Origin of the sequence: Pseudomonas sp. MWU13-2105 (genome assembly GCF_023242315.1) — a bacterium.
Taxonomy (GTDB): Bacteria; Pseudomonadota; Gammaproteobacteria; order Pseudomonadales; family Pseudomonadaceae; genus Aquipseudomonas.
Genome location: NZ_JALLIY010000004.1, coordinates 295,230 through 306,877, shown reverse-complemented (window position 1 = coordinate 306,877; position 11,648 = coordinate 295,230). Strand labels below are relative to the sequence as shown.

General features: G+C 55.4%; 8 protein-coding genes and 1 pseudogene. 4 read left to right on the top strand and 5 right to left on the bottom strand.

The genetic code is table 11. The features are described from left to right. Positions 1-84: 84 nt before the first annotated feature. The 5 genes and pseudogenes from M5B96_RS07800 to M5B96_RS07780 form a co-directional block, all read right to left on the bottom strand. Entirely contained in the window at positions 85-1,707 is a 1,623-nt protein-coding gene (locus tag M5B96_RS07800; protein ID WP_248796114.1) for a type I restriction-modification system subunit M, read from the bottom strand. Then, on the bottom strand, positions 1,704-2,942 hold the full coding sequence (locus tag M5B96_RS07795) for an AAA family ATPase (protein ID WP_248796113.1): 1,239 nt from the start codon (positions 2,940-2,942) through the stop codon (positions 1,704-1,706). Before M5B96_RS07795 ends, M5B96_RS07800 begins: the two co-directional genes overlap by 4 nt. Then, complete coding sequence (locus M5B96_RS07790) at positions 2,939-4,261, bottom strand: restriction endonuclease subunit S (RefSeq protein ID WP_248796112.1); 1,323 nt, start codon at positions 4,259-4,261, stop codon at positions 2,939-2,941. Before M5B96_RS07790 ends, M5B96_RS07795 begins: the two co-directional genes overlap by 4 nt. Then, on the bottom strand, positions 4,251-7,262 hold the full coding sequence (locus M5B96_RS07785; protein WP_248796111.1) for a type I restriction endonuclease subunit R: 3,012 nt from the start codon (positions 7,260-7,262) through the stop codon (positions 4,251-4,253). The genes M5B96_RS07790 and M5B96_RS07785 overlap by 11 nt, the downstream gene beginning before the upstream one ends. A 176-nt stretch (positions 7,263-7,438) precedes the next feature. Then, a pseudogene (locus M5B96_RS07780) lies at positions 7,439-7,602 on the bottom strand (histone deacetylase); the annotation flags it as partial. Positions 7,603-8,550: 948 nt separating this feature from the next. Between M5B96_RS07780 and M5B96_RS07775 the strand changes: the two are divergent. Genes M5B96_RS07775 through M5B96_RS07760 form a run of 4 tightly spaced genes read left to right on the top strand, consistent with a single transcriptional unit; the run spans position 8,551 to position 11,578 of the window. Beyond that, positions 8,551-9,951, top strand: a complete 1,401-nt coding sequence (locus tag M5B96_RS07775) for a YfjI family protein (RefSeq protein ID WP_248796110.1) — start codon at positions 8,551-8,553, stop codon at positions 9,949-9,951. Further along, positions 9,935-10,294 (top strand): hypothetical protein, encoded by a 360-nt coding sequence (locus M5B96_RS07770; protein ID WP_248796109.1) that lies wholly within the window; start codon positions 9,935-9,937, stop codon positions 10,292-10,294. The genes M5B96_RS07775 and M5B96_RS07770 overlap by 17 nt, the downstream gene beginning before the upstream one ends. Continuing rightward, positions 10,272-11,252, top strand: coding sequence for an integrase domain-containing protein (locus M5B96_RS07765; RefSeq protein WP_248796182.1), 981 nt, complete (start codon positions 10,272-10,274; stop codon positions 11,250-11,252). The genes M5B96_RS07770 and M5B96_RS07765 overlap by 23 nt, the downstream gene beginning before the upstream one ends. Next, positions 11,249-11,578 carry a hypothetical protein gene (locus M5B96_RS07760; RefSeq protein ID WP_248796108.1) on the top strand — a complete coding sequence of 110 codons (330 nt, stop codon included), beginning with the start codon at positions 11,249-11,251 and terminating at the stop codon, positions 11,576-11,578. Before M5B96_RS07765 ends, M5B96_RS07760 begins: the two co-directional genes overlap by 4 nt. The last annotated feature ends 70 nt before the right edge of the window (positions 11,579-11,648 follow it).

Genomic DNA, 11,648 nt, shown 5'->3' with positions numbered 1-11,648 from the left:
CTTTCAGTTATTTGTAGACACATAACAAGGCATTGATCTCCGTTTAGTGCCTTGTTGTGCTAACTCGGTGAGTCGTCTCGCGGTTCACATTAAGCGTGGCAGGCCCAGCTCTTTCAGAAACACATTGTGTTTGTCCCGTGCCGCTTGAATGGTTTCTTCCAGCGTGGCCAGCTTGTCATTCACGGCTTGTAAGTCTATCTCTGCCTCTGCGCTCGTCGTGCTGATGTAGCTGGAAATACTCAGGTTGTAGCCGTTCTTTTCGATCTCCCCCATCTCCACCCGACGAGCATAACGAGCCTCCTCTTTGCGGAACTGATAGGTTTCGATGATCTTCGCGATGTTCTCTTCGGTCAGTTGGTTCTGACGCTTACCTTTGATGAAGTGTTCAGCCGCGTTGATAAACAACACGTCGTCCGGTTGCTTGCACTTTTTGAGCACGAGAATGCACACCGGGATACCTGTTGAATAAAACAGGTTGGATGGCAAACCAATCACGGTGTCGATGTGGCCGTCTTTTAGCAGCTTGGTGCGGATGCGCTCTTCAGCACCACCACGGAACAGCACGCCATGTGGCAGGATGATGGCCATCACGCCTTCGTCTTTCAGGAAGTGAAAGCCGTGAAGCAAAAAGGCAAAGTCGGCAGCCGATTTTGGGGCCATGCCGTGGTTTTTGAAGCGCACGTCATCGGCCATGGCTTCTGTCGGGTCCCAGCGGTAGCTGAAGGGCGGGTTGGCGACGATGGCATCGAACGTGGGTTTTTTAGCGGGGTTTAGCTCACGCAGAATGTCCCAGTCGTTGCTCAAGGTGTCGCCGTGGTAAATCTCGAACTCGGTGTCCTTCACCCCATGCAGCAGCATATTCATGCGCGCAAGGTTGTAGGTGGTGATGTTCTTTTCCTGGCCATAAATCTTGCCAATGCCATGAGTCCCCATGCGCTTGCGCACGTTAAGCAACAGCGAGCCAGAGCCACAGGCGAAATCCAGCACGCTTTCCAGATGTTTTTTGGGGCCGGTTTTCGGGTCTTGGCTGTCGAGGGTGACGATGGCGGAAAGGATGTCGGACATCTGTTGAGGCGTGTAGAACTCGCCCGCTTTCTTGCCGGAGCCGGCGGCAAATTGGCCGATCAGGTATTCATAGGCATCGCCCAGTGCGTCGATGTCTATGGAGAACTCGTTCAGCCCCTCGGCGATCTTCTGGATGATGGTGCAGAGCTTGGCGTTGCGGTCGGCATAGGTTCTGCCCAGCTTTTCTGAGCCGAGATTGATCTCGGAGAAGAGCCCCTGAAAGGTGCTCTCAAACGATTCGGTTTCGATGTATTTGAAGCCCGCCTGCAATGTGCTGAGCAGTTCACCGTTCTGGGTGCGGGCCATGTTGGCGATGCTATTCCAAAGGTGTGCCGGCTCAATGACGTAATGCACCTTGCGGCGCATCTGCTTCTCGAAGGCAGGGATGTCCGCTTTGTTTTCTTCATACCAAACTTGCAGAGGGGTCGATGCCCCCGTTCTTAGCAAAACGTCAGTGGGTAACTCTGGATAGTCTTTTCCAAGTTCCTTCTTGGCCGCTATCTCATAGTTGTCTGACAGATACCGCAAGAAGAGGAAGGACAGCATGTAGTCGCGAAAGTCGTCCGCGTTCATCGCTCCGCGAAGTTGATCGGCAATAGTCCAAAGGGTTTGGCCAAGTTGTTTTCTATTGGTGTCGTTCATGTAGTGGCTTCGATTGTGGGCGCTGGAATTGTGGCGGCAGCCGCTGCGGCTGGTTTCGCGTCCAATAGGTCAGGCAGGGAAAAATTAAATGTACTGATGAAGTCTCTGAGAATGCGGCGGAACAGGTCTTTGTTGTCAGCGCCCATTTCGGTCGGTTCATGGATGGCGTATTTGCCGTGGCTTAGCAGGTTGAGGGCTCGATTGTAAAGCGCTGTGTCTTCCTCGTTAGCAAGGGCTTTAAGGCAGAAGGAAATATCCGCGTGCCCAAAGAACGAGGCCGTTTTTTCCATGATGCTGCGCAACGCATTGAAGTGGAATGTGTACAGCTTGCCGGTGATGGAGTCTGCGGCGGCCTGTAGCTCGGCTAGGGTCGCGACGTGATGGAAAAACGGCGTGTCCTCGGTTGCCCGTAGGGTAAGGGCACCTTCACCATTTGGGCGGTGCAGGAAGTAGCGTTTGTGAGACACCTTCGGTTCCCCTTCCTTCGCCCTGCCGATCTCATTGCACATCACGTTGAAAAAGAGGGCGTGATGGGAGGAGAAAACCACTTTGATGGGCGCGAGAGCGCCGTTCTGGTCTTTTCGGCTCGCAGCTCGGCGCAGGAGCTTGGCGAGGTCGCAGGCAACAGCGATGGCATTGTTGTCATCGAGCGACGAGACGGGGTCGTCGATGTAGAGAAATTTTACCCATTGATAGGATTCGTGACCGTCGAGCATCCGTTCACAGATGGCCATGAAGAGGCACCAAATGAAGATGTTCTGCTCGCCTCTGGAAATCTTGATGTTCTCCGACTCGTCTTTGCGAAAGGTGATCTTCCATGCCTCGTAGTCGATATCGAATTCAAAGTCGGTGTAACGACTGAGGTAGCCAGCGATGGTTTCGTCTAGAGCAAGGTCATGTAGAGCCTCGAAGAACTTTGAATTCTTATTGAGCTGGAGATGGCGGATACTGTCGCCTTCCAGATCGTTTTCCCAAGTGAATAAGTCCTCAGTGAACGCATTGAAATAAAGTGTGTCGGAATTCCCCTCAGGGTTCTTCTTGCTCTTACGCTTACCTGCGTCCTTGAACTCCATAGAGAGTCTGGTCTTACCGGTGCGGTTGTAGGCATAGAGAAGCAGGACAGTTGCTGGTTTATTAACGACTTTCTTTTGGGATTCGGTCTCGCGCTGATTGAGATCGTCACGCAGCCGTGTCACCAGCGTGCGCAGACTTTGGTAAGTACGAATACCGCTCATGCTTCAACCTCCACCGGGGACGGAAAAAGCTGCTGCATTAGCGCTTTCTTGTGGATTTTGAGGGCTTCCTGCTTTTGGGTTTGCGCGGCGATGAGGTCGTCAAGGGTGGTGAAGCAGTCGGCGATGCGCTGTTGTTCGAGCAACGAGTTGGGAAAGGAAAATACGACTTCGCCAATCTTTGTCGGCGATGTATGTCGCACCTTTGCGCCGGATGAGCTGGCATGAATCGCCTTCCGAACAGGCTGGGTATTGAAGACATGGAAGAAGAACTCGCTCGTCCAGGCGACTCCGGGCTTTTTCGTGACAAGGCCGAGCCGCTGGTTGTGCAGGAACTTGTCGGACTCTGGAGCGAGTAATGGGCTGCCAAGCAAACCGGCGGCCTGCTCGGTCATGGCTACAAGCAAGTCTCCGCAATTGAGTATGTAGTCGCGAGGAATTTCGCCGCTGTAGTATTTCTGTTTCTCGCCTCGGTCGCGGTAGCCGCCTTCCTCGTAGAAGTTACCTGGCGTGAGGAGCACATACTCGCCTTCGTTGCTGAAAAATTCTCCAGCGAAGGCGAAGCCGTGTTTGATGCCGCAGAGTTTAGAGAAAGGCTTCTCCTCCCACTCCCCGGCGTTTTGGAATTCAGGGAGTCGGAGGCGAGGTTGGGTTTCGCCTTCGCGGGGAAAAAGCTGCTGCAGGAGTGCTTTTTTATGGGTCTTGAGCGCGGTTACTTTGCGGCATTGAGCAGCTATCAATGCGTCCAGTGAATTTAGGATATCAGCGATTTTTTGTTGCTCATCTGGTGACGACGCAGGCAAAGGCATTGCCATAAACTTGTCGCTTGATATGGCCATCCTATCGTGGCGTGCACCAGTGCTAGATGCCTGCCGCATATATGCATGCCAACCGGTAGTTTTGAAAAAATGTTCGTAAAAATCGTTCCTATCATCTTTGAATTTAAAGACTGTATACAGCGGCGACATTACTCCTGTGCCAATTTTGTTCTTTGATATGGGACCTACGGGCGCTGTTGACGATATGCGAGGATTGTAGACGTAGCTGCCCAGCGCAACAACAAAATAGCCCTCTAGCTTTCCTTGAGTAGCGATGTCCTTATCAAAAAAATCTCTCTGATCTACTATACCAAATTCAGCAGAGTTGGTCAGCACACGATCAATTTTTTCGTCTCGATTTTTCTGTTTCGAACGAGACGCCAAAAGATTTAGAGGGATAAATCTCCACCCCGCCGCCTCCCGAAACTCCGGAAATCGCAGTTTCGGCACCAGCTCGGGTTTTCTGTCTTCCTTCGCGCAGGTTGTTTTGGTCTTACTGCTCATACGCGCTAAGTCCTGAGATGTCGCGGCCTTGGGCGCGCTTGATAAGTAGGTCATGCAGTTCTTTCATCAGCGCCAGTTCGGCATGGGCACGTGCTTTCCAACCGAGGTCGAGAGGAGCCATAAGGTCGCTGAGCTGTTCGCCATCGAAGATCATGCGCTGGATAATGCCATCAACAAAGCTTTGTAAGGCAGCTGGATCTAGGTGATGCTTGCATGCGATGTCGGCGAGTTCGGCGGCATCTTTGTGTTGTTTGAAGCGAGAATAGCCATTGCGGATAGCGGTTTCGCTCAGGCCTTCACCGGCTTTGAGGGTGGAGATATAGGCGGCAATATCTTCGCGCTCGTTCATAAACTTGGAATCGGCCTGTATCAGGCCAATAAGCTGATCGCGACTCATCTTCTGTTTGCTAGGTTCCTGCTGCGAGAAGCGCGACATCAGCCCCACGATGTAGTCGTAGTCAATAACAGCAGAAGCGAAGAGTACAAACTCGAAATCGAGCTGGTCCACTGCGTCGATTTTACCATCTGCAGCGTCTTTACCGTTCTTATCTTGCTGGGCCTTAAGGCGCTGGGCCGTTTCCAGGTAAGCACCGCGAAAGCCGAGTAGATTTTCCTTGGGCAGGATGTGCTCAATGGCGGCTGCGTTGTCTTCAGTGAGGTCGGTGTATTGGTCGAGTTGAGTTTTGAGACGCTGCACTTCCTTGAAGTGGTTGATAAAAGCGGCGCGGGCTTCGTCGCCTTTTAGGTTATGCACGGCCTCGGGGGCGCAGGCCACACCTTGCGATTGCAAAAAGTCATCCATCTTTTGCACTGCAACCTGTAGTTTTTCTATAACCACGGGGGCTTTTTCCACTAACCAGATTTCGCGGGCCTGTTTGCCGGACTGTTCGCCGGAGAAACGGGTAATGGCGATATCTACAGCTTCTTGCTGCTGGCGGAAGTCGAGAATGTTGCCGTAGGGCTTGGTGCTGTTAAGTACGCGGTTGGTACGCGAGAACGCCTGAATCAAACCGTGGTACTTGAGGTTTTTATCCACGTACAGCGTGTTCAAGTATTTGGAGTCGAAGCCGGTAAGCAGCATGTCGACCACGATGGTGATGTCGATTTTCTGCGTATGCGGGTGGTCTGCATTGGGCCACTGTTGATCTTTGATGCGCTTTTGGACGTCCTGGTAGTAGAGATCGAACTCGCTGATGCTGTGATTGCTGCCGTAGCGGGTGTTGTAGTCGGCCAGGATGGCTTTGAGCGCCGCTTTCTTGCCTTCAGGGTCTTCTTCGTTGTCCTGCTTTTCTTGCGGCAGGTCTTCCTGAATCTGCTTTACGTCCGCATTGCCTTCGGCAGGCGGCGAAAATACGCAGGCGATATTCAGCGGCTGGTAGTCAGGGTCGGCCAGTTGTTTGGCGTGTTGCAGTTCGGCAAACAGGCGGTGGTATTCGATGGCGTCGTTGATGCTGGCCGTAGCCAAAATGGCATTGAACCGACGCTGGGCCGTGGCCATGTCGTGCTTGGCGAGGATGGCTTCGATTACTGCACGCTTGGCCAAGCCTTGCCCAGGCTTGGGTGTTTTTTTGCCTTCTGGTTTGAAGTAATCGATATGGAAGCGCAGCACGTTGGTGTCTTCAATCGCGTGGGTAATGGTGTAAGCGTGCAACTGCTTCTGAAACAGTTCTTCCGTGGTTTGGTAGGAGGCCTGCTCGTCTTCCACTTTTACGCGTGAGGCGTTTTCTTCAAAGATGGGTGTGCCGGTAAAGCCAAAGAGCTGGGCCTTGGGGAAGAACTCTTTGATGGCTTTATGGTTCTCGCCAAACTGGGAGCGGTGGCATTCATCGAAGATGAACACAATGCGTTTTTCGCGCAGTGGGGCCAACTGCTCTTTGTAGGTGAGCTGGTCGTTCCGTTTGCGCTGCTTGTTACGTTTGCTGTTTTCATCCAGGGCGAGGCCGAGCTTTTGGATGGTGGTGACGATAATTTTGTCGGCGTAGTCCTCGGACAGCAGCCTACGCACCAACGCAGCGGTGTTGGTGTTTTCTTCGACGCAGCCTTCCTGAAACTTGTTGAATTCTTCACGGGTCTGGCGGTCGAGGTCTTTGCGATCCACCACAAAGAGGCATTTCTCGACGTCAGAGTTGTCCTTGAGCAAGGTGGAGGCTTTGAAGGACGTGAGTGTTTTGCCACTGCCCGTGGTGTGCCAGATATAGCCGTTGCCGCAGTTTTGCTGGATGCAGTCGACAATGGCTTTGACTGCATAGACTTGGTACGGGCGCATCATCATGAGCTTCTGCTCGCTGGCTATCAGCACCATGTAGCGGCTGAGTGTTTGGCCAAGCGTGCATTTGACTAAGAAGGTCTCTGCGAAGCTGTCGAGGAAGGTAATCTTTTTGTTCGCCTCGTCAGCAAACTGATAGATGGGTAGGAAGCGCTCATCGGCGTTGAACGAGAAATGACGAGCGTTATTGTTGGCGAAGTAGTAGGTGTTGTCGCGGTTACTGACGATGAACAACTGCAGGAAACACAGCAGCGTTTTGGTGTAGCCGTTGCCGGGGTCGTTTTTGTATTCGACGATCTGTTCCATGGCGCGGCGCGGATTGACGCCCAGTGTTTTCAGCTCTACTTGAACGCACGGCACACCGTTGATGAGGATGAGCACATCGAAGCGGTGGTGACTGTTGTCGGTATTGATGCGTAGCTGGTTGACCACCTCGAAGCTGTTTTTGCACCAATCTTTGACGTTGACCAATGTGTAGTTCAGCGGGGTGCCGTCTTCGCGGGTGAACGCATTACGCTCGCGCAGAGTGCGCGCCGCCGCAAACACATCAGGGGTGACGATCTCGTCGAGCAGGCGGGCGAATTCGCCATCAGTGAGGCGAACGCGGTTGAGGGCCTCGAATTTCTCACGAAAATTGCGCTCTAGCGAGGCGCGGTCGGTAATGTCGGGCCGGTAGGTATATTTGAGCTCAACGAGCTTGTCGATAAAGCTTTGTTCGATTTTTTGCTCACTCATTGATGGTGCTCTGCGATCTTCATATGGCCCGTAGTAAAACATGACTATTGTGAATCGCCACGTGTTAGCTGGAAAGGGCCTGCGTTCGTGGTTCGTGGGATTAGTTGAGCTGCGCGATACCCATCATTTCTTTTGCAGTTGCCGCGATCGCAGCCGATGGGTATCGCTGTGCTCGTTTAGCCCAAGCCCTGCTCTGTCCATACTCGCGCTACGCTGTGATGCAGAATCCCGTGGTGCTCGGCCAGGGCTGTGCGGTCTTTGTCGTAGCCGCCGATTAGCCCTACCACGGGGATATCGCGGCCCAGTCAGTGGTTAACACGGCTTCGTCGCGGACGGCGACCGTCCACTTCTGGCCGTTCTCCGCCGGTCGTCACCACAGCGTGTGCTGGTCAAGTCGAATGAAAACGGTTGATCAGCACGACTGCAATTGACTGCTCAGTGACAATGCAAATGGTCAAGTCCATGCAATTACGCACTCATATTAAAAACCGACGAACGACCACCCGACCATGGAAAGCCACCGGCTTCCAAGGTCTTCCAGCGCTACCGATTGGGACAAAAGCGCCCCCAAAATACGGTTGACCGCGAGCAGAACGAGCGCTAAACCAGAGCTGTACCAGCGCTGTCCCCGACAGCACCCAGGTAGCCAGAACCTTTGAGGCTACGCCACATGGTGGTGGTTCTCCCAAAGTGCGATTAGCGTCCGGCGGCTCGCACGGTCACAGCGATGTGATGGATGCCTACTTTTATCAGTGTGCCCACTGCGGCAACTCATCCCCTTTCATAGCTGCCCTGCAGCAACCTATCCGCGTGGCCATTTCCTTGCGCCAACCTGCGCCCGTCTCTTTCTCCCGGAAAGAGACGGGCGCATATCACACTGCTGCAGCCCTGCTCGCACGGGCCTTTGCTGCTTCCCCCCTCGTGACAATCGGCGTGACAAACACCGAAGTCACCAGCAACAGCGATGCCGATGATGGTGCCGCAGCCCAAGGAATGGACTGCACCTGACTGACAGTCAGGCACGCCCCGGTCATCGCCTCATTGCCTTCACCCGACTCAGGATCTCGCGGCACCGGTCTCGTCAGCCAGTGCAGCCTCCACCCGCCCACTTCTTCGGAAGTGTTCAGGAGGCCAGATCATGAGATGCCCAAGCTCTCGGTCGTAAGGAGCCGCCAGTCCCGCGTGAGTGGACAAACCTCACAGGTCGCAGGGGCCTTGATCCCTGATAACACTCAACAACCGTGGCGGGATGAGTGAGGACGAAGTCGATAATCTCAGGAGAATTGCGATGCAACTGTGCGAAGCGTTCGAGCCACCACAACCATTGCTGGAATATCAGCAGGCGCCACTGCCCTACCCGGTCGAAGCACTGGGGGATCTGTTGGGCCCTGCGGTCAAGCGGCTGGCCGAGGTGATCGGCGTGCCCTGCGCCATGGCCGCGCAATCGGTGCTGGCTACTGCTGCCCTGGTGAGCCAGGGTCATGCCAATGTCCAACTCGACGGTCGAACCTATCCGCTGTCCCTCTACCTACTGACGGTGGCGTCCTCGGGTGATCGTAAAAGCGCGGTGGATCAGCTGGCACTGAAGGCGGCGCGCGACTGGGAACGACAGCAGTGGACCCTGTATGCGGAAAAGCTCAAAGCCTATCGCGCAGCCACCAACATCATGGCCAAACCCAAAACCTCAACGGAGTGTGCCGAGGCGAAAGGCGGTGAACTGTCCGAGCCAGTTCCGCCGAGACTGATCATTGCCGAGCCCACCATTGAGGCCCTAGTCAAAAGTCTGTGCCATGGCTTGCCCAGCATGGGCTTGTTCAATGATGAAGGTGGACAGTTCTTGGGCAGCAGCACCATGAGCAAAGAGAATCTGCTCAAGGCGATCACCACCTTGTCGACACTGTGGGATGGCAGCCCTATCGACCGGGCCCGCTCTATGGCCGGAGAAAGCCTGCGCGCCTATGACCGCCGCCTCAGCCTGCATCTGATGCTGCAGCCCTACCTGGCCAACCAGCTGTTCAAAGACCCGGTGATCAATGGCCAAGGCATCCTCGGCCGCTGCCTGATCAGTTGGCCCGAGCGCCTGGCCGGCCAGCGACTCTACAAGGCAATCGACCTGACCAGAGATACCAAAGTCCAGCGCTACCAACAACGGATCACCGCCCTGCTGCAAAAGCCCTGGTCGCTTCACAAGGATGGATCACTCAATCCCGTCACGCTGGAACTGACTCCCCGTGCCCGTCGTGCCTGGATCGATATTCACGACACCATCGAGTGCCAGTCTGGCGAGTTCGACGAGCTGGCCGGCGTCCAGCCTGTCGCGGGCAAGGCCGCGGCGAATGTGCTGCGCATCGCAGGCGTGCTGGCCATGGTTGAAGAGGCCAGTCAGTTGGAGGAAGCACACATCCAGCGCGCCTCCACGTTGATGGATTACTACCTGGCCGAGATCCAGCGCTTGACCGAACAGGAGCCGGTCAATAGCCGACGCGAAGAGGCGGATCGGCTGCTGCGCTGGCTGGTGCAGAAAGGCTGGACCCACTTCACCATCCGCGACGTCAATCGCAACGGCCCTCGTTTTGCCCGCAAGAGCGCTGACCATACCGCTTCTTTATTGGTCGTGCTGATCACTCATCGCTGGCTGAGCAGCCGCGACGGAAAAACTTTCGAGGTCCGCCATGTTTCGCCTCAATGACGCGGTGCGCCGCTACCAGGCGCAACATCAACCGCAACCTGAATCGCTGCGTGTCGCCGCTACTGTCACCACCATGTCGCCATGCGCCAGGCCAGAAACGACGCGGGTTGTCGCCACTGTCGCCGCTGTCGCCACACCACCACTGGAGCCTACCCACCTAGCCCGGCTGATCGAGCAACTGCGTGAGGAGGGGGCACTGTTGCAACACCACGAGAACGCCCTCCTGATCCGCCCGACACACTGGCAGCAGGTGGACAGGCTCAGCCCCCACTGGAAAGCCCTGTTGCTCTTTCTGCAAACAAACGAAAACGGTAATGATGATGGCTCTGGTCGGTCGGCGTGATAGTCGCAACTTTGGCTACGGCCGCCAACTGAGCTACGCCGGCCCACAAGCGCTCAAGGATTTGTTTGCCGGCGGCCACTTCGCCACGGTCAAAGCGCATAGTGATCGCTGGCAAGCGTTCGTGCGTTGGTGTCGGTCAGAGGACGGCCCCGGTTACAACGATGCGCGTCAGATCGATCGACGGACGCTGCAAGACTACGTCGCGTATCTGCGCCAGCAGATCCAGCAAGGTGAACTCTGCATCGCTACCGCGCAGAGCCGCCTGAGCAGCGTCAACCGCACCCTCGCGGCGCTGCGCGGTGATCAGGACGTGAGGATCGCCAGTCCGAGCCAGGCGTTGGGACAGAAGCGCTCGAGCGTACGCACCCGCGCGCCGGATGGCCAAGACTACCAACAGGTGCTGCGAGTGATTGAGGTGCTTGGCAAACAGCAACACGAGCGGGTGGCCGCGATTGTCCTATTGGCCCGAGCAACCGGCATGCGCCTGCGCGAAGCAATCCTGGCTGACCTGCCACGACTGCAAAGCGAAGCCGAACACTTAGGTCGCATCAACATCCAGGACGGTACCAAAGGCGGCCGTTCAGGAGCATCAGCGCCGCGATGGGTTGTGGCCAATGAACCGGTGAAAGCGGTATTGCAGCTTGCTCGTAAGGCATCGCCACCCAGCAGCCGCAATTTGCTGGCCCGAGACGAAAGCTACTCCGTGTTCCTGCAACAGACCGTGCTCCCCGCCCGCGAAGTGCTACATGAACACGGGCTGAAGGGTTTCCATGAACTGCGAGCGGCCTACGCCTGCGAACGTTACGAGCAACTCACTGGCCATGCCGCACCGGTCAATGGTGGTCACTGCTATCGCATTGACCGCTACCTTGATCAACAGGCGCGACAACAGATCAGCGTTGAGCTCGGGCATAATCGGATCGATGTGGTTTCGGCCTACATTGGAGGTCGAGCGTGACCAAACCGTTCGATATGGCGCTGTTCCTGAGCGGCGTACTGACCGGCTCGAAGGTCACGCAACAACGCCATCTACGGCAAGCCCAAATCATGCAAGCCGCCATTCAGCAGCGATGGAAGCGGGATAACCCTTGGACCTGGCAGCTCAAGCACGTGCGCTGGTTTCTGGTCCACCACCTTGAGGGCCGTTCCGACGCTACTCGATATTACTACCGGCTCACTACTGCGTTGATCTGGATGCGACTGGGGAACCGATCCAGTTTGCAATGGAATTCGAGGCATTTGAGTAACGGAGGCCACCCGAGTCGATCGCGCGGCATGGCATAATGCTATCCTTGGATTACGGACCGCGAATAAATATGGATGCGGTCATATCAGGGAGGAGCCATCATGGTTG

Bases quoted from the DNA above. Each gene is read 5' to 3' on its own strand.
- M5B96_RS07800 (WP_248796114.1), bottom strand. From the start codon at position 1,707: ATGAACGACACCAATAGAAAACAACTTGGCCAAACCCTTTGGACTATT.
- M5B96_RS07790 (WP_248796112.1), bottom strand. From the start codon at position 4,261: ATGAGCAGTAAGACCAAAACAACCTGCGCGAAGGAAGACAGAAAACCC.
- M5B96_RS07795 (WP_248796113.1), bottom strand. From the start codon at position 2,942: ATGAGCGGTATTCGTACTTACCAAAGTCTGCGCACGCTGGTGACACGG.
- M5B96_RS07785 (WP_248796111.1), bottom strand. From the start codon at position 7,262: ATGAGTGAGCAAAAAATCGAACAAAGCTTTATCGACAAGCTCGTTGAG.
- M5B96_RS07770 (WP_248796109.1), top strand. From the start codon at position 9,935: ATGTTTCGCCTCAATGACGCGGTGCGCCGCTACCAGGCGCAACATCAA.
- M5B96_RS07775 (WP_248796110.1), top strand. From the start codon at position 8,551: ATGCAACTGTGCGAAGCGTTCGAGCCACCACAACCATTGCTGGAATAT.
- M5B96_RS07765 (WP_248796182.1), top strand. From the start codon at position 10,272: ATGGCTCTGGTCGGTCGGCGTGATAGTCGCAACTTTGGCTACGGCCGC.